Source organism: Streptomyces sp. NPDC002018, assembly GCF_042890865.1.
GTDB lineage: Bacteria > Actinomycetota > Actinomycetes > Streptomycetales > Streptomycetaceae > Streptomyces.
Genome location: NZ_JBIASO010000001.1, coordinates 413,220 through 434,938 on the forward strand (window position 1 = coordinate 413,220; position 21,719 = coordinate 434,938).

At 71.0% G+C, this 21,719-nt stretch carries 18 protein-coding genes and 1 pseudogene; 10 read left to right on the forward strand and 9 right to left on the reverse strand.

All coding sequences use genetic code 11. The features are described 5' to 3' along the window. Positions 1 to 23: 23 nt before the first annotated feature. The gene (locus ACFYYH_RS01775; protein ID WP_388544473.1) at positions 24 to 2,504 is read right to left on the reverse strand and encodes a ThuA domain-containing protein; all 2,481 of its coding nucleotides are present in this window, start codon (positions 2,502 to 2,504) and stop codon (positions 24 to 26) included. Between the two features lie 202 nt (positions 2,505 to 2,706). Between ACFYYH_RS01775 and ACFYYH_RS01780 the strand changes: the two genes are divergently transcribed. Beyond that, positions 2,707 to 3,783: a multicopper oxidase domain-containing protein gene (locus ACFYYH_RS01780; RefSeq protein WP_388545275.1), complete on the forward strand. Its 1,077-nt coding sequence runs from the start codon at positions 2,707 to 2,709 to the stop codon at positions 3,781 to 3,783. A 215-nt stretch (positions 3,784 to 3,998) separates the two neighbouring features. Here ACFYYH_RS01780 and ACFYYH_RS01785 read toward each other — a convergent pair whose 3' ends face one another. Continuing rightward, complete coding sequence (locus ACFYYH_RS01785; protein WP_388544476.1) at positions 3,999 to 4,733, reverse strand: alpha/beta fold hydrolase; 735 nt, start codon at positions 4,731 to 4,733, stop codon at positions 3,999 to 4,001. Between the two features lie 261 nt (positions 4,734 to 4,994). Here ACFYYH_RS01785 and ACFYYH_RS01790 point away from each other — a divergent pair, with 261 nt between their 5' ends. Both ACFYYH_RS01790 and ACFYYH_RS01795 read left to right on the forward strand, forming a co-directional pair. Beyond that, positions 4,995 to 5,363: a winged helix-turn-helix transcriptional regulator gene (locus ACFYYH_RS01790; RefSeq protein WP_388544479.1), complete on the forward strand. Its 369-nt coding sequence runs from the start codon at positions 4,995 to 4,997 to the stop codon at positions 5,361 to 5,363. A gap of 105 nt (positions 5,364 to 5,468) precedes the next feature. Then, positions 5,469 to 6,242 carry an aminotransferase class IV gene (locus ACFYYH_RS01795; RefSeq protein ID WP_388544482.1) on the forward strand — a complete coding sequence of 258 codons (774 nt, stop codon included), beginning with the start codon at positions 5,469 to 5,471 and terminating at the stop codon, positions 6,240 to 6,242. 96 nt (positions 6,243 to 6,338) lie between these two features. On the opposite strand, the gene ACFYYH_RS01800 is transcribed toward ACFYYH_RS01795, so the two are convergent. Beyond that, positions 6,339 to 8,660: a DEAD/DEAH box helicase gene (locus ACFYYH_RS01800; RefSeq protein ID WP_388544483.1), complete on the reverse strand. Its 2,322-nt coding sequence runs from the start codon at positions 8,658 to 8,660 to the stop codon at positions 6,339 to 6,341. A 209-nt stretch (positions 8,661 to 8,869) separates the two neighbouring features. On the opposite strand from ACFYYH_RS01800, the gene ACFYYH_RS01805 reads away from it, so the two are divergent. Both ACFYYH_RS01805 and ACFYYH_RS01810 read left to right on the forward strand, forming a co-directional pair. After that, complete coding sequence (locus ACFYYH_RS01805; RefSeq protein WP_388544485.1) at positions 8,870 to 9,667, forward strand: VOC family protein; 798 nt, start codon at positions 8,870 to 8,872, stop codon at positions 9,665 to 9,667. Between the two features lie 126 nt (positions 9,668 to 9,793). Then, positions 9,794 to 10,078, forward strand: coding sequence for a WhiB family transcriptional regulator (locus ACFYYH_RS01810; protein WP_388544488.1), 285 nt, complete (start codon positions 9,794 to 9,796; stop codon positions 10,076 to 10,078). Positions 10,079 to 10,210: 132 nt separating this feature from the next. Here ACFYYH_RS01810 and ACFYYH_RS01815 read toward each other — a convergent pair whose 3' ends face one another. From ACFYYH_RS01815 to ACFYYH_RS01835, 5 genes and pseudogenes are all read right to left on the reverse strand, one after another. Further along, the gene (locus ACFYYH_RS01815; RefSeq protein ID WP_388544491.1) at positions 10,211 to 11,131 is read right to left on the reverse strand and encodes a chitosanase; all 921 of its coding nucleotides are present in this window, start codon (positions 11,129 to 11,131) and stop codon (positions 10,211 to 10,213) included. A 364-nt stretch (positions 11,132 to 11,495) separates the two neighbouring features. Further along, positions 11,496 to 12,473: an acyl-ACP desaturase gene (locus tag ACFYYH_RS01820; RefSeq protein ID WP_388544494.1), complete on the reverse strand. Its 978-nt coding sequence runs from the start codon at positions 12,471 to 12,473 to the stop codon at positions 11,496 to 11,498. Between the two features lie 141 nt (positions 12,474 to 12,614). After that, positions 12,615 to 12,787, reverse strand: a pseudogene (locus ACFYYH_RS01825) (N(G),N(G)-dimethylarginine dimethylaminohydrolase); the annotation flags it as partial. A gap of 68 nt (positions 12,788 to 12,855) precedes the next feature. Then, entirely contained in the window at positions 12,856 to 15,114 is a 2,259-nt protein-coding gene (locus tag ACFYYH_RS01830; protein ID WP_388544496.1) for an ATP-binding cassette domain-containing protein, read from the reverse strand. 149 nt (positions 15,115 to 15,263) lie between these two features. Continuing rightward, a complete protein-coding gene (locus ACFYYH_RS01835) occupies positions 15,264 to 15,680 on the reverse strand; it encodes an SsgA family sporulation/cell division regulator (RefSeq protein ID WP_388544499.1) in 417 nt (138 codons plus the stop codon). 255 nt (positions 15,681 to 15,935) lie between these two features. On the opposite strand from ACFYYH_RS01835, the gene ACFYYH_RS01840 reads away from it, so the two are divergent. Both ACFYYH_RS01840 and ACFYYH_RS01845 read left to right on the forward strand, forming a co-directional pair. Continuing rightward, positions 15,936 to 16,715, forward strand: a complete 780-nt coding sequence (locus ACFYYH_RS01840; RefSeq protein WP_388544502.1) for an SDR family NAD(P)-dependent oxidoreductase — start codon at positions 15,936 to 15,938, stop codon at positions 16,713 to 16,715. A gap of 188 nt (positions 16,716 to 16,903) precedes the next feature. Next, positions 16,904 to 17,935 carry a DUF4331 family protein gene (locus tag ACFYYH_RS01845; RefSeq protein ID WP_388544504.1) on the forward strand — a complete coding sequence of 344 codons (1,032 nt, stop codon included), beginning with the start codon at positions 16,904 to 16,906 and terminating at the stop codon, positions 17,933 to 17,935. Positions 17,936 to 17,961: 26 nt separating this feature from the next. Here the strand turns inward: ACFYYH_RS01845 and ACFYYH_RS01850 are convergent, their stop codons facing one another. Next, entirely contained in the window at positions 17,962 to 18,255 is a 294-nt protein-coding gene (locus ACFYYH_RS01850) for a YciI family protein (protein WP_388544507.1), read from the reverse strand. A gap of 61 nt (positions 18,256 to 18,316) precedes the next feature. Between ACFYYH_RS01850 and ACFYYH_RS01855 the strand changes: the two genes are divergently transcribed. From ACFYYH_RS01855 to ACFYYH_RS01865, 3 genes are all read left to right on the forward strand, one after another. Next, positions 18,317 to 19,003, forward strand: coding sequence for an endonuclease V (locus ACFYYH_RS01855; RefSeq protein ID WP_388544510.1), 687 nt, complete (start codon positions 18,317 to 18,319; stop codon positions 19,001 to 19,003). A 172-nt stretch (positions 19,004 to 19,175) separates the two neighbouring features. After that, positions 19,176 to 20,360: a CaiB/BaiF CoA transferase family protein gene (locus ACFYYH_RS01860; protein ID WP_388544512.1), complete on the forward strand. Its 1,185-nt coding sequence runs from the start codon at positions 19,176 to 19,178 to the stop codon at positions 20,358 to 20,360. Positions 20,361 to 20,459: 99 nt separating this feature from the next. After that, on the forward strand, positions 20,460 to 21,674 hold the full coding sequence (locus ACFYYH_RS01865) for an acetyl-CoA C-acetyltransferase (protein WP_388544515.1): 1,215 nt from the start codon (positions 20,460 to 20,462) through the stop codon (positions 21,672 to 21,674). Positions 21,675 to 21,719: the final 45 nt, after the last annotated feature.

Sequence of the window (21,719 nt, forward strand, 5' to 3'; positions counted from 1 at the left end):
GAGGGAACGAGGGGATCGCTGTCTCACTGCGCCGCCTTCCTGGCCAGGTCGGAGGCGGCCGGGGTCGGCTCGCCGCCCTTGTAGGTCACACGCCACAGCGCGGACTGGGAGTCGGAGGTGAAGAAGCCGCGCCCGTAGTCGAGGACATAGAGCGAGCCGTCCGGCGCGAACTTCCAGTCCATGAGGTTGCGGATACCGCCCTGACCGACCGGGATGATCTTCTTCAGGGTCTCGGCGTGGACCGGCAGACCGCCCTTGCCGACGGTCTTGGGGTCGGTCAGCACCGCGTGGCGCGGGCTGTCCGTCGCGTCGTAGAAGTCACCGACGAACCACTTGCCGTCCCAGTACTCCGGCCACTTGTCCGCGCTGGTGCTCTGCGCGTCGTAGCGGTAGACCGGGCCGTCCATGGTCGCCTGGCCGCCGCCCTTGAGCCACGGCAGCAGATACTTCGCCTCGGCGGGCTTGTAGCTCGGCACGCCGTTGGCGTCACGCGGGTAGTCGGGGGCTCCGCCCTGCGGTGAGTACCAGATGGTGTTGGGCGTGACGGGCGGCAGGTTCACCAGACCGTCGTTGTTGGGGGACTCGTTCTTGGGGGCGTTGCAGTTGTACCAGCCGAGCGGCTTGGACGGGTCGGGCAGATTGCGGTCCCGGTAGGGCTGGTTGTTGCCCATGCAGAACGGCCAGCCGTGGTTGCCCGCCTTGGTGATGGCCGAGAACGTGTCGTACTTCGCCGGCCCCCAGACGGTGCTCGGCGAGCCCGCGTCGGGACCGACCCAGCCCGCGTACAGGATGTCGGTCTTCTTGTCGATGGAGATGCGGGCCGTGTTGCGCACGCCCATCACATAGATCTCGCCGCGGGTCTTGTCGCCGCCCTCCTCCGTCTCCTCGCCCGTGAACAGGTTCCCGGCGGGCAGCGTGTAGGTGCCGTCGGGCTCCGGGTGGATACGGAGGATCTTCCCGTTCAGGTTGTTGGTGTTGCCCGCCGTGCGGCGGGCGTCCGCGAAGGAGACACCCTTGTAGTTGGGCTGCGGGTTGTTGCCCGAGTACCCGTCGCTGAAGCCGGACGAGTTGTTGTCGCCGGTCGCGATGTAGAGGTTGCCCTTCGAGTCCCACGCCATGCCGCCGCCCGCGTGGCAGCAGCTGTGGACCTGGACGGGCCACTTCAGCAGGACCTTCTCGGAGGCGAGATCCAGCTTGTTGGTCGCCAGGTCCAGGGTGAAGCGGGAGACCCGGCGTTCGGCCATCCGGGTGTCACGGTTGAGCTGTGCGTGCGGCGTGTAGTGCAGATACACCCAGCCGTTGGTCTCGAACCCCGGGTCCAGCTCGATACCGAGCAGTCCCTCCTCGACCTTGACCAGCTCGTCGCCGCCGCCCTTGTTGCCGAAGACCGTCAGCGCGCCCGCGAGCGTCACCTTCTTCGTCGCGGGGTCGTAGACATGGATCTGGCCCAGGCCCTTGCCGATCTCCGGGTTGTTCCAGTCGGTCACCACGGGAGCGGCGTTGTCGCCACCGCCGCGGCCGATGTACAGCACCCGGCCGTCGGGCGCCACGACCAGTCCGTGCGGCTCGCCGATCTGGTCCTGCCGGCCCGGCTGGTTGGGCTGGGTGACCCGCTCGGCCTGGTAGTTGCTGTCGATCGTCGCCTTGCAGTCGGCGCGGGAGATCCGCGTCGTCCACTGGAGTGCGCCGCGCAGATGGTCGCGGAAGTCTGTCTCGGCGTACGACTCGACCGTGCCGCCCATGCCGGTGTAGAAGGACCGGCCGCCGTCGTAGTCGCGGCACCAGGAGATGGGGTGGTCCGGGCCGTTGGCGCCGGTGCCCGGCTGGTAGCTGGCCTCCCTGACCCGGGCGACGGTGTGCACCGTGCCGGTCGGGTTGGACGCCCAGTTGAACCACTTGTCCGGCCGCTTCCACTCCAGCGGGAGGTTCTTCGTGGCCGGATTGATCCGGTCGCCGACCTCGACGGTCGCACGCTGGACAGCGGTGGGGGCGCCGGTGGGCCGGGCTCCGACCAGTCCGGTGAACCAGTCGGAGTACGGCTCCGTACGGGCCGCGTCATGGATGCCGAGGAAGCCGCCGCCGGCCTCCACAAAGGTCTCCAGGCCGGCCTCCTGCTCGGGGTCGAGCACATCGCCGCCGCCGGTGAGGAAGACGACCGCGTTGTATTTGCCCAGCTTGGTCGCGTTGGTGAAGACGGATCCGTCGTCCGTCGCCTCGGTCTTGAACCGGCCGGCCGCGGGTCCCGACAGCCCGATCGCCTCGATCGCCTCGATACCGGCGTTGACGACCGGGGACTCCTCGGAGGCCGAGGCGTGGAAGACGAGGACCTTGACGTTCTTCCCGCCCGGAGGTGACGGAAGGGACAACGTTGTCGACGCCGGCTCCGGGTACGGTTTGGCCGATGCGGCGGTGCCGCCGAGCAGTGACGCCGCCATCGTTCCGGCCACCAGGGCCGCGGCCATCCCGCGCCTGGATCTTGACCGGTGATGTGGTGCGCGCTGCATGTGTTCACCCACCCCTCTGTGGTCATAGCAACAGCGAATGAAGCTAGACCCCTTTCGGCGGCTCGCCAATAGGTATCACCGCAATCGAACGAACTTTGTCCTGGCTGTGGATAAACGTAGATCACTGGTCTACCGTGTGGCCGTCCCCGGGGACTCGTGTGCCCCGCAAACCTCCGTACGGCACAGGGGAGTCGGCATGGCCATGGACAGACGGAGCTTCAACCGGCGGCTGCTCGCGGGCGGCGCGGTGGCGGCCACAGGGGTGACATCGTTGTCGGTTGCCTCGGCGCCCGCGGCGACCTCGGCGGAGCCCCCGCCCAGGACCGCTCCCGCCGGGGGCCAGGTGCGCCATCTCAAGCTGTACGCCGAGAATCTGCCGGACGGTCAGATGGGCTACGGCTTCGAGAAGGGCAAGGCGAGTGTCCCGGGCCCGCTGATCGAGCTGACCGAGGGGGACACCCTCCACATCGAGTTCGAGAACACCACGGATGTGGCGGTCAGCCTCCATGTGCACGGCGTGGACTACGACATAGCGAGCGACGGCACCCGGCTGAGCAGGAGTCATGTCGAGCCGGGCGGTACCCGTACGTACACCTGGCGTACCCACACGCCCGGCAAGCGGCCGGACGGCACGTGGCGGCCGGGCAGCGCGGGGTACTGGCACTACCACGACCATGTGGTCGGTACGGACCATGGCACCGGCGGTCTCCGCAAGGGGCTGTACGGCCCCGTGGTCGTCCGCAGGAAGGGTGACATCCTGCCGGACAAGCAGTTCACCATCGTCTTCAACGACATGACGATCAACAACAAGACCGGCGCGCAGGCCCCGAACTTCGAGGCGACCGTCGGTGACCGGGTCGAGATCATCATGATCACGCACGGCGAGTTCTACCACACGTTCCATATCCACGGTCACCGCTGGGCGGACAACCGGACGGGCCTGCTCACCGGTCCCGACGATCCCAGCCGGGTGATCGACAACAAGATCACCGGTCCGGCGGACTCCTTCGGCTTCCAGATCCTCGCGGGGGAGCATGTCGGCGCGGGTGCCTGGATGTACCACTGCCATGTGCAGAGCCACTCGGACATGGGCATGGCGGGCCTGCTGCTGGTCAAGAAGCCGGACGGCACGATCCCCGGGTACGAGCCCCACCATCCGGAGCATCCGATGAGCGCGGAGGGCGCCAAGGAGGCCAAGGAAGCCAAGGGAGAGAAGGGCTCGAAGGCGGCGCAGGGGTCGCAGGGAGCCAAGGGAGCGACCGGCCACGAGGGCCACTGACCGCCGCACCGACAGCCGCGAGGACGACCGGCTCCCGCTGACGGGGGCCGGGCCCCGGTCCGGCGCGTCCGCCCCGGCCCCCGGGGCGGACGGCCGGGACCTCCGTGGTGCCGTGGGCGGGGCCGTGACCGGGGCCGGGGCCGGCGCGGGGCCTTGGGGGCCGAGGCCCCGCCCCGGCGGCGGCCGGCCCCCGGCGTCGGGGACCAGTTCACGGGTCAGGCGATGTCGAGCAGCAGGGCGCTGAGCTCCACCGGCTCGGTGATCATGGCGTCGTGACCGGTCTTCAGCTCATGGACGCGGGACGGCTCGCCGTTGGGCTGAGTCTCCGGGACGGGCCGACGAGTGACGCCCTCGGGCTCGCTGCCCACACAGAGAATGTGAACCCGGGGGATCGACGCCTGCGCGGGGTTGTCCATCTCGGCCGGCTGCTGGAAGCAGAGGACCGACTCGTCCGTGAGCGTGGTCCTGAGCCAGGCGATGTCATCGGGGTCGGTGATGCCGAACAGGCCGAGCGGCGCCGGGAACTCCGGCAGCGGCGGAATGCGCCAGGGCTGGGCACTCCCGGCGGCACCGTCGATCATCACCCGCGTGAGCGGCATGACATCGATGGCGTTCTCGCCGTGCGTCGGCACCATGGCGTCGATGTACACCAGGCGCGCGATGCGCTCGGGGACCCGGTTCGCCACGCTGGAGATGACCATTCCCGCGTAGCTGTGTCCGACGAGGACGAGGTCGTTCAGGTCGTGGTCGAGGATGAGGCCGACGACGTCCTCGACATGGGTGGTGAGCCCGACCTCGGGGGTGAGCAGATGTGCCCTGTCCCCATGGCCGGTGAGGGACGGCGTGAAGACACGGTGGCCCTGGGCAGTGAGCAGCGGGGCGACACGGTTCCAGGACCGTCCGTCGTGCCAGGCGCCGTGCACGAGGACATAGGTGGTCGGGTTGGGCATGGCTGTTTCCTCCGCGTGGGTGTGGATCTGCCGTCAGGTGAAGTCGCACGCACGCGCACGTCCCGGCGTGCGTGCGTGCGGGCGCGGGGTGTGGTGGACACCCCCCGGCACGGTGGCGGCCGAGCCGACGGCTCACCGGCACCTGGGGCCACGCAGGTGAGGGAGAGGACGCCGAGCTCGACCTCGGCGCCCTTCGGAGGGGTGCGCTGCATACCGCCGACGTTAGGCAGCCGACAGGTACCCGAAGGTACCCTTCGGCTCATGAGCCTCCGTCCCGGGAGCGTCTTCCTCGCCGACTGTCCCGCCCGCCTGGCCATCGAGATCATTGCGAGCAAATGGGCGGTGGTCACGCTCTTCGCGCTGAGCGACGGTCCCCTGCGGCACGGCGAACTGGTCGAGCTGATCGGAGGCGTCTCGCGCAAAGTACTGACGCAGACGCTGCGCCGCCTCCAGGACAACGGGCTCGTCGAGCGGCGCGCGTACGCCGAGGCACCACCACGTGTCGAGTACAGCTTGACCGAGCTCGGGCGCACCCTTGAGGAGCCCATCGCGAGGCTGACCGAATGGGCGAGAGCCAACGGTGAGGCGATCGTCACCTTTCATGAGGCGGCCGGGGTGAAAGACACTTAGGGTCTTTGGTCTGGATCTGGCCGGGGCACGCGAGCCCAGCAAGATCCGGACGAGAGGCCCTGGACCGCCCGTCGCCGGTGCCCCTCCTGCTGCCATCCTGAGGGCATGGCGGAACTCAACGGCCGGTCCGTCGGCCTGGACCAGCTCACGGCGCTCGCGCTCACCAACTACGGGCACTTCACGACCCTGCTGGTGGACGGGGGACGGGTACGGGGGCTGGCCCTGCATCTCGACCGGCTCGGCCGGGACTGCCGGGCGCTGTTCGGGACGGAGCTGGACCTCGACCGCGTACGGGCGCTGCTGCGCCGGGCCGCACCGGCCAGGGGCGCGGCCACGATACGGGTCACGGTGTTCGATCCGGCCCTGGACATCGGGCGCCCCGACCGCGCCGGCGACCCGCACATCCTGGTCACACACCGTCAGGCGTCCACCGCGCCCCTGCCGCCCCTGCGGGTGGGCTCCGTCGCGTACACCCGGGACGCGCCCGAGGTGAAGAGCGTCGGACTCTTCGCGTCCCTGCGCCATCGCCGTACCGCCCGGCTCGCCGGGTACGACGACGCGCTCTTCGTCGACGGCCACGGGTTCGTCTCCGAGGGGGTGACCTGGAACATCGGGTTCTTCGACGGCGACACGGCCCTCTGGCCGGAGGCCGCCCACCTCCCCGGAGTGACGATGCGGCTGCTCCAGGAGGCCCACGAGCACCGGGTCGCCCCGGTCGCGCTCGCGGACGTCGGCTCCCTGCACGCGGCGTTCGCGACCAATGCCGCCGTCGGAGTGCGGGCCGTCGCGGCGATCGACGCCACCGGGTTCGAGGCCCGTCATCCCGCCGTCGACCGTCTCCGCGCGACCTACACGGCGCGGCCGGGCGACCCGCTGTAGCGTCCGAAGGCTCCCGGGGCCCACGGCCCGGGGCGTGGTGCCGGGGTGCCGGGGTGCCGGGGCCCCGTGGGCCCAGCACGATCCGGACGGGAGGCCCTACGGGGTGTCGGAGAGCGGGCGGCGCGGAAGACGCGGGCCCGGTCCGCCCGTCAGACGTAGCTGCTCCTCCTCCACGATCCGGCGGGCGATCTCCCGGTCCGCCACATCGATCGCGTCAGGCGTGGCATCGGCCATCTCGCTGCGCCGGGCGTACGCGTCGAAGAGGCGGTTCTTGTCGGCGAGGATGTCCAGCAGACGCTCGTCCACGCTGTCGACCGCGAGCAGCCGGTGCACCTGGACCGTACGGACCTGCCCCATCCGGTGCGCGCGGGCCACCGCCTGGTGCTCCAGTGTCGGTTTGATCTGCGGCTCGCAGAGGATGACGACCGACGCGGCCTGCATATTGAGCCCGACCCCACCCGCCTGGATCTGGCTCAGCAGCACGGCATGGCCCGGGACCGCGCCGAAGCGGTCCACGATCCCCTGACGGCGTTCCGCCGGGACATCGCCGGAGAGCGGCCCGAACACGTTTTCGCCCAGGGCCTGGTGAACGGTGGCCAGCACCTCGCGGAAGTACGAGAAGACCACCACCTTCAGCTCGTTCTCCGCGGCCTCGGCGACCAGCTCCCGCAGCCGCCCCAGCTTGGCGGAGGTCTCCGGCCGCGCGTACGCCGCCCGGCGCATCCGCATGAAGTGGACGTCGGCCACCGCCGCCCGGTACGCGTCCAGATCGCCGGCGCTCAGCTCCTCCCACTCGTCCACCCGCACCAGCGCCGGCAGTTCGGCCAGGACGTCCCGCTGGTTGCGGCGCAGATAGGCGGGGGCGACCGCGCGGCGGAAGGCGTGCGGGCCCGCGACCGCGCCGATGCCCTGGAGGGCCGGGGCCAGGTCGGGCTGGAGGCGCCGGATCAGACCCCGGAACTCCGCGACCCGGTTCTCCATCGGGGTGCCCGTCAGAAACAGCACATGACCGGCCTGTTCGGCCCAGCCGGACAGGGCACGGGATCTGCGGGTGTCCGGGTTCTTCACATAGTGGGCCTCGTCCACGACGAGCATGAGCGGCTCGTCGCGCCGCCCCCCGCCCCCGGCTCGGCCCGCGGGCGCGTCCACGGTCCCCGCCGCGGCCGCGGCCGCGAGCGCGGGCGCGTCTCCGTCTCCGGTCGGCGGGAGCGTGTGCAGCGAGTCGAAGGTGGTGACCGCGACCCCGCCGCGCTCGCGCCACCGCGCGAACGCCTCCCCCCGGTCGGGCCCGTGCACGGGAATCGCCCGCAGCGTGCTCCGGGAGCCGATCTCCCGGACCCAGTTGATCAGCACACTGGCCGGGCACACCACCATGAAGTGCGTACCGCCCCGCGCCGCGAGATGCGCGAGCGCGGCGATGGCCTGGACGGTCTTGCCGAGCCCCATCTCGTCGCCGATGATCACCCGGCGCTGGGCCAGCGCGAACCGCGCCCCGAACGACTGGTAGCCGCGCAGCGACACCCGCAGCCGGGTGTCGTCCAGCGGCTGGGCCCGTACCCGTCCGGCGATCTCGGACGGCAGGAAGCCCTCGGCGGCCGTGAGATCGGGGGTCCCGCCCGCTGTCCGCGCCAGCACGCCGTAGTACTCGGTCGAGCGCAGCTCGAAGTCGACCCAGGCCTCGATCTCCGAGGCCGGCTCCCGCAGCAGATCCGCCGACATCTGCGCGAGCAGCAGCGGCAGCTCCGCCTCCGCCGCCTCGTCCAGCAGCCGCCGGATCCGGCCGACCGCGCCGAGCGCCCGGCTCCTGCCGTCCCGTCCCGTCAGCGCCATCCGCAGTCGGCCGCGCGCCGGAGCCGCCTCCGGCAGCAGCGCGCGCAGCTCCGTGGTGAGCCGCTCGGCGGTGTCATGGACGCGCCGCAGCCCGGGACCGGCCTCGACCAGCCGGTGCAGGGCGACGACCAGCGCGGTGGTGCGCGGCTCGGGGTGGTCGACATCGATCCGCACCGACACGGTCTCGCCGACCGCCTCGGCGATCCGGGTGGCCGCGGCCACCGCCTGGCCCGCGGTCCCGTCCCCGACCCCGGGCAGCAGACGCAGGGTGGCCCTGCCCGCCTCGTACACCTCGTGCACCGAGGTGAACCCCGCCTGTTCGAGGGCGGCGAGCCGTAGTCTTCCCTCGGTGACATCCTTGAGCCGGGAGACCGGGATCGCCCTCAACTCCGCCCCGATCAGCTCCCGCTGGAGCGGCGCGAAGGCGTCCCGTATGGCGGTGACGGCGCGGGTGTGATCGTCGAGCAGCCGCTGCGCTGCCTCCAGCAGCCGCCGGGCCGCGTCCAGCGCGGCCCTCGCTCTCCTTCCCGCGGGCACCGGTCTTCCCGCGGTTACCGCGTGTTCCGGCGTGCCGCCCGCACCCGCCATGGCGCCCCCTCCCTGCCCCGTTCGACGGGCCGGAACACCCCCGTCCCGACCGGGTCATATGCTCCCACGCCAGGCACCGGCCGGGGGCCGCGCCGACCGGTGCGGGCGCCGCCGCCGGTGCCGCCGACCGGCGGGGCACTGCGTGCGGGGTCCCGGCTTTCGGAGGAGACTCGGAGGGAGAGCGGCGGGATCCTATGAAGGAGCGCACCATGCTCACCAGCCCCTATGCCCCCGGATCCCCGATCTGGGCCGAGCTCAGCACTCCCGACATCCAGGGCGCCACCGCCTTCTACAACGGGCTGTTCGGCTGGAGCTTCATGTCGGCGGGCCCCGACACCGGCGGCTACGGGATGTTCAGGCTCGGCGCCAGGACCGCCGCGGCCGCCATGCCCATGCCGGCCGACGAGGGACCGACGTCCTGGTTCCTGTTCTTCCGTACGCCCGACGCGGACGCGACGGCCAAGGCCGTGCACCAGGCGGGCGGGTCCGTCCTGGTCGGGCCCATGGACGTCATGGACTTCGGCAGAATGGCCGTTCTCACCGACTCCGTCGGCGCCCGGTTCGCGCTCTGGCAGCCGGGTTCGAACAAGGGCCTGGATGTCGTCAACGAGCCCGGCAGCCTCTGCTGGTGCGAGCTGTACACACCGGACGAGGCCGCCGCCTACGCCTTCTACAGCTCGGTCTTCGGCTGGGAGACCACCAGCATGCCGATGCCCGACGGCAGCGGGACGTACCGGATGATGAACCCCGCGGGCCAGGGCCCGGAGGCCATGTTCGGCGGTTTCGTCACGCTCGGCTCCGACCCGGCGGAGGCCGACAGCGGGCCCCACTGGCAGATGTACTTCGCGGTCAGGGACTGCGACGCCGCCGTGGTGGCGGCCGGGAAGCTGGGCGGTACGGTCAGAGTCGCGCCGACCGACATCGAGGGCGTGGGACGCTTCGCCAAGCTCGCGGATCCCTACGGGGCGCGCTTCGCGGTGATGCGGGGAGTCGAGCAGGACGCCTGACGGGCCGGCCGTACCCGGGTCCGTACCGCCGGGGGAGCGCGCCGCCAAGCCGCGACGCGCCCGTCCCGGCACGGCATTGACGCTTCGTCAAGCAACCGTTTATCGCGACGCGGCAGTCTTCCGGGTATGCCGATCAACATCACCGACATCACCACCCGCGCGACCGCGGAGCACCAGAGCACCGAGCATGAACTCTCCTGGCAGGAGAGCGCGTTGTGCGCCCAGACCGGTCCCGAGTTCTTCTTCCCGGCCCCCGGCTCCTCCACCCGTGAGGCGAAGCGGCTGTGCGGCGCCTGCGAGGGCCGTGAGGCCTGCCTCCAGTACGCCCTCGCCAACGACGAGCGGTTCGGCGTCTGGGGCGGGCTCTCCGAGAAGGAGCGCCAGAACCTCCGGCGGACCGCGGGACACTGAGCCGGGCGCGGCGCGGCCGACGGACCTCGGCGCGCCGCGTACCGCTCCCGGAGTGCCACGTACCGGCTCCGGGAGTGCGCGTACCGGCTCCCGGAGCGCCGCCCCCGGGGCTCGGTGCGCCGCGCGCGGGCCTCAGAGGGCCGTGATCCGGAAGGTCTCCCCGTACATCTGCCAGGTCAGCGGCGGGTCGAGCGCCATGTTGCCGTTCCGCAGGAAGACCCGCTGAGCGGTGTCGATACGGGACGAGTCCCGCTGCGCCGTGATGAGTCCGGTTTTGATCACGGACCGGCTGACGTCCAGGAACGCGTTCAGATACGCCTTCTCGTCGCCGCCCCGGTCCGGGGACTGCGCCTCCTTCATCGCCGCGTGACGGATGCCGTAGAAGCCGTGCGCGTCGACCCCGGGGCCGTGCAGCACCATCGCGTCGTAGTAGATGAACTGCCCGAGCGTGCCGAGCCCGTCGAGCTTGGCCAGCCGGACGGCCGGGTCGAAGTAGATCCGGTCGCGGGTCGTGTCCTGCGCCGCGCGGAAGTCCGGCGACTCGGCGGCCCGTGCCCAGGCCTCGCGGAACCCCGGGTCGAGGCCCTCGTGCGAGTCGGTGCCGTCCACGGCGCGCAGCGCGGGGAGGTACGGGGCGAGCGGGTTGTCCGGGTGGCTCTTCGTGTACGACTCGACGAGTTGCAGCATGTCGTTGGTGCCCGAGCAGAAGCCGATGATCCCGGCCGTGTAGCCGTTGCCGTCGCCGAGGTCCTCGATCGCGTCGTACTGGCTCCGCCAGTCGAGGGTGGAACTCTCCGCGCTGGCCACCAGCCGGGCGGCGATCTCCTTCTTCCCCGGAGCCGCGAGACCGGGCGGCATCTTGTCGATCCGCTCCCGTACCTCCTCCTCGTTCTCCAGGGCTCCGGGAGCCAGCGGATTGGGAGCGCCGCTCTGCTCGGGGTAGGACGGCGGATGGTCGGCGAGCACCCCCGTGCCGCCGCCCGCTCCCAGGATCACGGCGGTGGCGACAACGAGGGGCGCGCCTATGAGGAAGAGGCGCGTGACAGGCTTCATCCGGCACAGCGTAGAGGCGTACGCGGGGGCGGGGGAGCAACCGCGTGTTTTCCGGAGGCGACCTCCCGCGGAACGCGGTCGGGGGGCCGCCTCACGTCTGGACGAGCACTTCGGACGCGCGCCGGACGAGGACTGTGGACGCGCGCCGGACGAGGGCTCCGGAGGCGGCCCGGACGAGGACTCGGGACGCGCGCGCCAGCCGAGGGCGGGCGGGTGTCCGCCCGCCCTCGGCCCGGGATTTCCGCCCGGCGGGATTTCCGTCCGGCGCCCGGTCCGGGAGCGCCGACCGCCCCGGCCCGGCGGTGTCCGGGCCCGGCGTCCGGGGCCCGGCTGGCGGCGTCCGGCTGGCGGCGTCCGGCCCGGCTCAGCTCGCGGCGGCGCGCGCGGCCATCCGTGCCTTGCGGGCGGCCAGCTTCTCGTCGAACTTGCTCGCCTCGCTGTCCAGACCGCCCATGTACAGGCCGAGTTCCTCCTGCGCCTTGAGCCCCTCCGGGCCGAGACCGTCGATGTCCAGCACCTTGAGGAAGCGCAGCACCGGCTGGAGTACGTCGTCGTGGTGGATCCGCATGTTGTAGATCTCGCCGATCGCCATCTGCGCGGCGGCGCGCTCGAAGCCCGGCATCCCGTGCCCCGGCATCCGGAAGTTCACCACCACGTCACGCACGGACTGCATGGTGAGATCCGGCGCGATCTCGAACGCGGCGCCCAGCAGATTCCGGTAGAACACCATGTGCAGATTCTCGTCGGTGGCGATCCGCGCCAGCATCCGGTCGCAGACGGGGTCGCCCGACTGGTGCCCGGTGTTGCGGTGCGAGACCCGGGTGGCCAGCTCCTGGAAGGCGACATACGCGACCGAGTGCAGCATCGAGTGGCGGTTGTCGGACTCGAAGCCCTCCGACATGTGGGCCATCCGGAACTGCTCCAGCTTGTCCGGGTCGACGGCCCGCGAGGTGAGCAGATAGTCACGCATGACGATGCCGTGCCGGCCCTCCTCCGCGGTCCAGCGGTGCACCCAGGTGCCCCAGGCCCCGTCGCGGCCGAAGAGGCTGGCGATCTCGTGGTGGTAGCTGGGGAGGTTGTCCTCGGTCAGCAGATTCACCACGAGCGCGATCTTGCCGATGTCGGTGACCTTGGACTGCTCGGGGTCCCAGGCCTCGCCGTCGTCGAATATCCCCGGGAAGTTGCGGCCGTCCGACCAGGGCACGTACTCGTGCGGCATCCAGTCCTTGGCGACCTTGAGATGACGGTTGAGTTCCTTCTCCACCACCTCTTCCAGCGCGTACAGCAGTCGGGCGTCGGTCCACGCGTCCGAACTGCCGAGGTGGGGAGAGACGAGCGTCACGAGTACTCCTGGGGACGGGAGAGTGTTTACCTACGGGTTCGTAGGTTACGACACCGTAGGTTAAAGCCGCGGTAAGCCGGAGACCAAGCCCGGGGCATCCGAATTCCCTTACCCACAGCGATGAACGCCCCTTACGCTCGGTTATGTGTACAGGTCGCGCAGGCGCACGGAGAGGGAGGTCACACACCCTTCAAATTTTTCGAACTCGCTGATGTCGACCGGAACGGGCGCATGTCCGAGGCCCGCGAGCAGCTCCGCGGTCCTCGGCGCGCGCTCGCCGTCATCGGCGGCTTCCCGCCGCCGAACAGCACCACCTGCCAGGTCGCCCCTCCAGGGTCGCGCCTCCAGGGTCACCCCTCCAGGTCACCTCACCGGGCGGCGGTCACCTCTCCAGGTCTCGTCTCAGATACTCGGCGGTGAACGACGCCGGGTGCTCCAGCAGCAGCCGCGGCGTGCCCTCGAAGACGATCTCCCCGCCGTGCTTGCCGCCGTCGGGGCCGAGGTCGATCACCCAGTCCGCGCGCTTGACCACATCCATGTTGTGCTCGACGCAGATCACCGAGTTCCCCGCGTCGACCAGCCGGTCCAGCAGCGCGACCAGGGTGTCCACATCCGCCATGTGCAGCCCGGTGGTGGGCTCGTCCAGGATGTACACACTGCCCGTACGGTGGAGCTGTGTGGCGAGTTTGATGCGCTGCCGCTCCCCGCCGGAGAGCGAGCTGAGCGGCTGGCCGAGCGTCAGATAGGTGAGCCCGACGTCATGGAGCGTCCGCAGCTTCCGCAGCAGGGCCCTGTCCTCGAAGAACTCCATGGCGCCCGCGGCCGTCATGTCCAGCACATCGACGATCGAGCGTCCCCGCACCCGGTGGCCGAGCACCTCGTCGTGGAAGCGCCGTCCCTCGCAGACATGGCAGACCGTGGTCACCGGATCCATGAAGGCCAGATCGGTGTGGATGAGCCCGCGCCCCGAGCACTCCGCGCACGCGCCGGAGGAGTTGAAGCTGAACAGCCCCGGCTGGACCCCGTTCTCCTTGGCGAAGATCCGCCGGATGGTGTCCATGACCCCGAGATACGACGCCGGGGTGGAGCGGGACGAGGCGGTGATGGCGCCCTGGTCGATGACGATCGCCTCCGGATAGGCCGTGGTGAACACACCGGAGACCAGGGACGACTTGCCGGAGCCCGCGACCCCGGTCACCGCCGTGAGCACCCCGGCCGGGAACCGTACGTCGACGTCCTTCAGATTGTGCAGCGCCGCCCCGGTCACCGGCAGCCAGCCGGCGGGCGTGCGGAACGACTCCTTCAACGGGGTACGGCGGCGCAGACAGCGGCCGGTGAGCGTATCGGCCTCCTTCAGCAGCTCCACCGGCCCCTCGTACACGGCCCGGCCGCCCCCGGTGCCCGCCCTCGGCCCCATGTCGACGACATGGTCCGCGATCGCCATCACATCCGGGTCGTGCTCGACCACCAGCACCGTATTGCCCTTGTCGCGCAGCCGGACCAGTAACTCGTTCAGCCGGCCGACATCGCGCGGATGCAGCCCCACACTGGGCTCGTCGAAGATGAAGGTGAGACCGGTCAGTGAACTCCCGAGATGGCGCACCACCTTGAGCCGCTGGCCCTCACCGCCGGAGAGCGTGCTGGTCTCCCGGTCCAGACTGAGATAGCCGAGCCCGATCCGCACCAGCCGCTCCAGCCGTTCCCGGGCCGCCGCCGCGAGCGGGGCGGCCACCGGGTCGTCGATCCCGCCCAGCACCTCCACCAGATCGGCGACCTCCATGCCGGTGTAGTCGGCGATGCCCAGTCCGCCGATCCGGGTGGCGAGAGCGGCCTCGTTGAGCCGGGCGCCGCCGCATGCCTCGCACAGCCGCTCCACCGTGAAACGGGCCGCCGCCTCCCGGCGCTTCTCCGAGAGTCCGGCGGTGTCGCGCTTGAGGAAGAGCCGGGTGAACCGGCTGACGATGCCCTCGAACCGCACGTCCACGGAGCCCGACCTCAGCTCCAGCCGCACCTTGAAGTCCCCGCCGTGCAGCAGCAGTTCGCGGTCCGCCTCGCTGTACTCACGGATCGGTCTGGTCCGGTCGAAGCGGCCGGACTCGGCATACAGGCTCCACTCCCAGCTCCCCACCGAGAGCCCCGGCAGCAGCAGCGCCCCCTCGTCGAGCGACCTGGACCAGTCGACCGCCCGGTCGAGATCGAGCCTCACCACCCGGCCCACCCCGTCGCAGACGGTGCACATCCCCGAGGGATCGTTGAAGGAGTACGCGGTGGCGGCCCCCGCGCTCGGGGTGCCATGACGGGAGAACAGCACCCGTATCACCGAGTAGATGTCGGTCATCGTGCCCACCGTGGAGCGGACATTGCCGCCGACCGGCTTCTGGTCCACGACGACCGCCACCGAGAGATCGTCGATCGCGTCGACCTGAGGACGCTCGTACTTCGGCAGGAAGCTCCTGATGAACGAGGAGAAGGTCTCGTTCAGTTGGCGCTGCGACTCCACGGCGACGGTGTCGAAGACGATCGAGGACTTGCCCGACCCCGACACCCCGGTGAAGACGGTGATCCTTCCCTTGGGAATGCTGAGCGACACGTCCTGGAGGTTGTTCTCACGGGCGCCCGTGATGACGATGTTCTGAGGCATGCGCCGACGCTAACCGGGAAACCCGACATCTTCCGTCGACTTTTCCGGCGGGCGTCGAGGCGGGTTTCTCCGGCCGTCCTGGCCGACGTGGCCGCTATGGAAGCCCGGGTCGGCCGGGTCGGCCGGGGCCGCGGGGCGGTGGGACGGCGTCAGCAGGCGTCGCGCAGCAGCTCGGTCAGATCGTGGTCCAGGTTCAGATGGAGATGCTCGTGGCCGGCCGGGACGAGGTCCTCCGAGCGGTCCAGGAAGCGGCGCAGGTCGGAGGTGCGCAGATGGACCATCGCCGTACCCTCGGGCGCGTGGAACTCCAGGACCGTACGGCCGTAGCCGAACGGCCGCACCCGTACGTCGCCGACCCCGACGGGCTCGGCCATCCCCGTCGTCAGCAGCTCGCGGGAGAACTCCCAGGTCACCTCGGTGCCCTCCAGCGTCGCGAGCGGCGGGAACGCCATACGGACGGCGAAGGGGTCGGTCCGGTCGTAGCGGAGTGTCGCGGCGACGGTCTCGTTCCTGGGGGCGGAAGCGACCAGTCGGGCCTGTACGGCCTGCTCTATGACGGGTGACATGACCTGATCCCCTTCGTCGGACCGCGGGTGGATCGGTGCGGTTCTCTCTCCTACTGGGAGGACGGCTGGGCGGCCCGATTAGTGCTCCGGAAAATGAGTGACCTACGTCACCTGTGGGGCGCGGCCCGACCGTCGGCCGGCCAGTGGTATGGGGTCCTTGGGGCCTTATATCCTGTTTGTAGTACTCCTATGGCGGGAGGAGGCGGGCACGATGCCGCCGCGGGATCGCTGTTCGAACCGGTACGGAGACGGCCGATGGCACGGGTGCTGATCACCGGGTCCAGCGACGGACTCGGTCTGATGTCCGCGAAGCTGCTGGTGAGCCAGGGGCACCAGGTGACCCTGCACGCCCGTGGTGCCGAGCGGGCCCGCGAGGCCCGACAGGCGCTGCCCGACGCGGAGGGCGTCGTGGTCGGAGACCTGTCGAGCACCGCCGACGTCCGCCGGGTGGCCGAACAGGCGAACGCGCGCGGAAGGTATGACGCGGTCATCCACAACGCCGGTGTCGGCTTCCGCGAGCCGCACCGGGTGACCCCCGACGGGCTCACCCACACCTTCGCCGTCAATGTGCTGGCGCCGTACCTGCTCACCGCTCTCATCGATGTCCCGGACCGGCTGGTCTACCTCAGCTCCGCCATGCACCTGGGCGGCCGGCCGGACCTCACCGACCTGGGATGGAGCGCGCGGGACTGGGACCCCGCGCAGGCCTACTCCGACAGCAAGCTCTTCGATGTCACCCTGGCGTTCGCCGTGGCCCGGCACAGGCCGGACGTGCTCTCCAACGCGCTCACACCCGGGTGGGTGGCGACCCGGATGGGCGGGCCGGGGGCCCCCGACGACATCCGCCTCGCTCCGGTCACCCAGTCCTGGCTGGCTGTCGGCGACGACGACGCCGCGAGGGTGACCGGCCGCTACTTCTACCACCGGCGGGAGACCGGGACCCACCCCGCCACCAGGTCGCACGCCTTCCAGGACGCGCTTCTCGAACGGTGTGCCGAACTGACCGGGGTCCGGATCCCCGGCCACCGGGGCTGACGGGCCGGTGGCACGCGTCACCTGTCCGCTGCCCCCACCCGGGTGAGGTTCGCCCCGAACGCCTCACTCCACGCGAGGGAGCCGGGGTCCTTGTCCGCACCATCTGCATACGCGCCTCTGTCCGCACCCTCCGCATACGTTCCGCCGCCCCGGTACCGCCGGGAGCCCTCTCAGAATGTGAGCGTGTCATGTCCCACCATCTCGACTCCCCGATCGCCCGGCAGGACCCCCGTCTGGACCTCACCGACTTCTACCTCTTCCGCGGCGAGCGGGGCACGGTGTTCGTGATGAACGCCTCCCACTCACTCGCCGGTGAGGACATTCCGCGCGGCTTCCACCCCGAGGGCCGCTACGAATTCAAGATCGACGGTGACGGTGACGCGGTGGAGGAGCTGACGTACCGCTTCACCTTCGGCGAGCGCGGGCCCGACGGCGGCCAGAGCTACCGGCTGCACCGCCTCACCGGCGTCGAGGCACAGGACCCCCACGCCACCGGCACCCTGGTCGTCGAGGGCGGCACGGACCGCACCCAGGACCTCGGCGGGGGTGTCCGGCTGTGGATCGGCCGGGCCGGAGATCCGTTCTGGATCGAGCCGGACGTGCTGCAGGCGGTCGGCAAGGCCGTCAAGCAGGGCACCCGGGTGGACCTGGGGGAGTGGGACCCGGCCAAGGCGACCAATCTCTTCGCCGGGCACACCGTCCACACGATCGTGCTCGAACTGTCCGACAGCGAGCTGCTCGCCCTGGCCGGCCCCGACCGTCGTATCAGTGCCTGGGCGCTGGCGAGCCTGGCCACCGACGTCGGCGGCTGGCGGCAGATCAACCGGGTCGGCCTGCCCATGATGCACCCCCTGTTCACCCAGCTCGACGAGGATCTGGGCGACCGTCTCAACGGGGGCAGGCCCGCCGACGACAGGCGGACCCACGGGGGGACCGTGGCGGGCATGATCGCGGGCGTCGTCCGCGCGTACGGCACCGCCGAGGACCCCGAGGCCTACGGGCAGTGCTTCGCCGCCCGCGTCCTGCCGAACATGCTGCCCTACACCGTCGGAACCCCCGCCTCCTACGGCTTCCTCCAGTGGAACGGCCGCACCCTCACCGACAACGCCCCCGACGTCATGTTCTCCACGGCGCTCAACACCCCCGTCGGACTGACCATCGGCAAGGACTCCATCACCGCCAAACCCTCCCCGGCCTTCCCCTACGTACCCGAGGCCTGACCGCTCCGTCAGGCCTGACGGAGCGGTCAGGCCTGACGGCGGTGGGCCTCCAGCACGGGGGCGGTCTTCGTCGCGATGAACTCCGTGATCCGGTACGTACACACGCCGCCGGTCACAAAGGGATCGGCCGCGGTCAGCCGCTCCATCCCGGCGCGGTCGTCCCCCACGGCCAGGATCACCCCGCCGTCGCGCGGATTCTTACGGCCCGAGGCCAGGAAGACGCCGGACCCGTAGCCGGTGTCCAGCCACTCCACATGGGCGTCGAGCAGCGCCTCGACCTGGTCGAGAGGCGCGGTGTAGGTCAATTCCAGTACGAACATGATCGCCAGACTAGCCAGCGCCCGGGATCGCCTCCGGGGGAAGTCCTAGGGTGTGATCATCATGACGGAGATCAGGACACCCGTGGACGAGGCCGAGGCACGCGCCATCCAGGACGAACTGCGCGGTCGTGTGATCGGCGACGAGCCGGGGCCGCCGGCCGGCACGGGGCGGGTGACCGGGGTGGACGTGGCGTACGACGACGCACGCGATGTCGTCGCCGCGGCGGCCGTCGTGCTCGACGCCGCCACCCTCGCCGTGGTGGACGAGGCGACCGCCGTCGGCCGGGTCGCCTTCCCGTACGTCCCCGGCCTGCTGGCGTTCCGGGAGATCCCGACGGTCCTCGCCGCGCTCGACGCCCTCACCTCGGACCCCGGCCTGGTCGTCTGCGATGGCTATGGGCTGGCCCATCCGCGCCGCTTCGGACTCGCGGCGCATCTGGGTGTGCTCACCGGACTGCCGGTGTTCGGCGTCGCCAAGAACCCGTTCACCTTCTCGTACGAGCCGCCGGGCACCCGGCGCGGCGACTCCTCGCCGCTGCTGGCCGACGACGGCGAGGAGGTGGGGCGGGCGCTGCGCACCCAGCCGGACGTCAAGCCGGTGTTCGTCTCGGTCGGCCACCGTGTCGACCTCGCCACCGCCTGTGCCCACACCCTGCGGCTGACCCCCGACCACCGGCTCCCCGAGTCCACCCGCAGGGCCGACGCCCTCTGCCGCCGCGCACTGCGCGAGGCGCTCGCGCGGAGCTGATCCGGTCGGCGCCCGTCCGGGTGCCGAGGCGGGCCCCGGGCGGTAGAACGGGAGGGACCTCCGGGGCGCCACGGAAAACCAAGCGCTTGCTCGCCTCAGGGGTTGTGCGGAGTGCGGCACCTTCTTAGCATCACTGCTGTTACATCAGTTGTGTCACAGTGCTGGGGGCAGGATGGCAGCGACGGAGAACGGCCCGCTGACCGGCGTACGCGTGGTCGAGCTGGCCGGAATCGGGCCGGGGCCGTTCGCCGCCATGACCCTCGCGGACCTCGGTGCCGATGTCGTGCGGATCGACCGTCCCGGTGGAGCCGGACTCGGTATCGATCCCGCCCATGACCTGACCAACCGGAACAAGCGGTCCGTGCTGATCGACCTCAAGGCCGAGGACGGCGCGGCCCGGGTCCTCGATCTGGTCGAGCGCGCCGATGTGCTGATCGAGGGATACCGCCCCGGGGTCGCCGAGCGCCTCGGCATCGGGCCCGAGGAGTGTCTCGGCCGCAATCCCCGTCTGGTCTACGGGCGGATGACCGGCTGGGGCCAGGAAGGCCCGCTCGCCGACCGCGCAGGGCACGACATCGGCTATATCGCCGTCAGCGGCGCCCTCTCCATGATCGGCAAGGCCGACGAGCCGCCGGCCCTCCCCGCGAATCTGCTCGGTGACTACGCGGGCGGCGCCCTCTATCTCGTCATCGGCGTCCTCGCGGCGCTCCAGCACGCCCGCACGCCGGACGGCAGGGGACAGGTCGTGGACGCGGCGATCGTGGACGGCACCGCCCATCTCACCACCATGATCCACGCCATGATGGGCGCGGGCGGCTGGCAGGACCGCCGGGGCACCAATCTGCTCGACGGCGGCAGCCCCTTCTACGGCTCGTACGAGACCTCCGACGGCGGCTATATGGCGGTCGGTCCGCTGGAGCAGCGGTTCTACAACGAGTTCATCGAACTGCTCGGCATCGCGGACGAGGTTCCCGCCCGTAAGGACTTCGCCCGCTGGGACGAGCTGCGGGACGCCGTCGCGGCCCGGTTCGCAACGCGGACACGCGCGGAGTGGACGGCGGTCTTCGAGGGGACCGACGCCTGTGTCGCCCCCGTCCTCTCCCTGCGTGAGGCCCCCGCACACCCCCATCTCGCGGCCCGCGGCACTTTCGTGGACCACGCGGGGCTCGTCCAGCCCGCGCCCGCGCCGCGCTTCTCCGCCACCCCCGCCTCGGTGCGCCGCGCCCCCGCCAGGCCGGGCGCGGACACCGCCGAGATCGCCCGTGACTGGGGACTGCCCCCACTCGCCCCGGAACCACCGCCGGCGGGAGCGGCGTCCCGGCCGGCCCGCCCCGTACCGCCGTCCGCCGGGACCTGAAGGAGACCGGCAGACGGCCGGACCGGTCGGACCGAAGGGGACCGGCCGCCGCCCTCCCGAACCCACCGCGCGTCCCTCGTCCCATGAAAGGCAGTCGCCGTGAGTACCGAAGCGTTCGTCTACGACGCGATCCGCACCCCGCGCGGCCGCGGCAAGGCCACCGGCGCCCTGCACGGCACCAAGCCCATCGACCTCGTCGTCGGACTGATCCACGAGATGCGCCGACGGCTGCCAGGACTCGACCCGGAGGCGATCGACGACATCGTCCTCGGTGTGGTGAGCCCGCTCGGTGACCAGGGCTCGGACATCGCCCGGATCGCGGCGATCGCCGCCGGACTGCCCGACTCCGTCGCAGGCGTCCAGGAGAACCGCTTCTGTGCCTCCGGGCTCGAAGCCGTCAATCTGGCCGCCGCCAAGATCCGCTCAGGATGGGAGGACCTGGTCCTCGCGGGCGGCGTCGAGTCGATGTCCCGGGTCCCGATGGGCTCCGACGGCGGCGCCTGGGCCATGGACCCGATGACCAGTTTCGCGACCGGCTTCGCCCCGCAGGGCATCGGCGCCGACCTGATCGCCACCCTGGGGGGCTTCACCCGGCGTGACGTGGACGAGTTCGCGGCGCTCTCCCAGGAGCGGGCGGCCGCCGCGTGGAAGGAGGGCCGCTTCGACCGCTCCGTCGTCCCGGTCCTCGACCGCAACGGACTCACCGTCCTGGACCGTGACGAACATCCGCGCCCCGGCACCACCGCCGACTCGCTCGCCGCGCTGAAGCCGTCGTTCGCCACGATCGGCGAGGCGGGCGGCTTCGACGCCGTCGTCCTCCAGAAGTACCACTGGGTCGAGAAGATCGACCATGTCCACCACGCGGGCAACTCCTCCGGCATCGTGGACGGCGCGGCCCTCGTCGCCATCGGCTCCCGGGAGACCGGCGAGCGCCACGGGCTCACGCCGCGCGCCAGGATCGTGTCCGCCGCCGTCTCCGGCTCCGAGCCGACCATCATGCTGACCGGACCCGCGCCCGCCAGCCGCAAGGCCCTGGCCAAGGCCGGACTCACCATCGACGACATCGACCTGGTCGAGATCAACGAGGCGTTCGCCGCGGTCGTCCTGCGCTTCGTCGAGGACATGGGACTGCCGCTGGAGAAGGTCAATGTGAACGGCGGGGCCATCGCGCTCGGCCATCCGCTGGGGGCCACCGGGGCCATGATCCTCGGCACGCTCATCGACGAACTGGAGCGCAGGGACCAGCGGTACGGACTGGTCACCCTCTGCGTCGGCGGGGGCATGGGGGTCGCCACCGTCGTGGAACGCCTCTGACCGTCCCGCCCGCCTCTGACCGTCCCGCCCGCCCCTCTCCCTCCC

What these genes read in the sequence shown, in the direction of transcription:
- ACFYYH_RS01775 (WP_388544473.1), bottom strand. Translation starts at nt 2,504, where the DNA reads ATGCAGCGCGCACCACATCACCGGTCAAGATCCAGGCGCGGGATGGCC.
- ACFYYH_RS01780 (WP_388545275.1), top strand. Translation starts at nt 2,707, where the DNA reads ATGGACAGACGGAGCTTCAACCGGCGGCTGCTCGCGGGCGGCGCGGTG.
- ACFYYH_RS01785 (WP_388544476.1), bottom strand. Translation starts at nt 4,733, where the DNA reads ATGCCCAACCCGACCACCTATGTCCTCGTGCACGGCGCCTGGCACGAC.
- ACFYYH_RS01790 (WP_388544479.1), top strand. Translation starts at nt 4,995, where the DNA reads ATGAGCCTCCGTCCCGGGAGCGTCTTCCTCGCCGACTGTCCCGCCCGC.
- ACFYYH_RS01795 (WP_388544482.1), top strand. Translation starts at nt 5,469, where the DNA reads ATGGCGGAACTCAACGGCCGGTCCGTCGGCCTGGACCAGCTCACGGCG.
- ACFYYH_RS01800 (WP_388544483.1), bottom strand. Translation starts at nt 8,660, where the DNA reads ATGGCGGGTGCGGGCGGCACGCCGGAACACGCGGTAACCGCGGGAAGA.
- ACFYYH_RS01805 (WP_388544485.1), top strand. Translation starts at nt 8,870, where the DNA reads ATGCTCACCAGCCCCTATGCCCCCGGATCCCCGATCTGGGCCGAGCTC.
- ACFYYH_RS01810 (WP_388544488.1), top strand. Translation starts at nt 9,794, where the DNA reads ATGCCGATCAACATCACCGACATCACCACCCGCGCGACCGCGGAGCAC.
- ACFYYH_RS01815 (WP_388544491.1), bottom strand. Translation starts at nt 11,131, where the DNA reads ATGAAGCCTGTCACGCGCCTCTTCCTCATAGGCGCGCCCCTCGTTGTC.
- ACFYYH_RS01830 (WP_388544496.1), bottom strand. Translation starts at nt 15,114, where the DNA reads ATGCCTCAGAACATCGTCATCACGGGCGCCCGTGAGAACAACCTCCAG.
- ACFYYH_RS01835 (WP_388544499.1), bottom strand. Translation starts at nt 15,680, where the DNA reads ATGTCACCCGTCATAGAGCAGGCCGTACAGGCCCGACTGGTCGCTTCC.
- ACFYYH_RS01840 (WP_388544502.1), top strand. Translation starts at nt 15,936, where the DNA reads ATGGCACGGGTGCTGATCACCGGGTCCAGCGACGGACTCGGTCTGATG.
- ACFYYH_RS01845 (WP_388544504.1), top strand. Translation starts at nt 16,904, where the DNA reads ATGTCCCACCATCTCGACTCCCCGATCGCCCGGCAGGACCCCCGTCTG.
- ACFYYH_RS01850 (WP_388544507.1), bottom strand. Translation starts at nt 18,255, where the DNA reads ATGTTCGTACTGGAATTGACCTACACCGCGCCTCTCGACCAGGTCGAG.
- ACFYYH_RS01855 (WP_388544510.1), top strand. Translation starts at nt 18,317, where the DNA reads ATGACGGAGATCAGGACACCCGTGGACGAGGCCGAGGCACGCGCCATC.
- ACFYYH_RS01860 (WP_388544512.1), top strand. Translation starts at nt 19,176, where the DNA reads ATGGCAGCGACGGAGAACGGCCCGCTGACCGGCGTACGCGTGGTCGAG.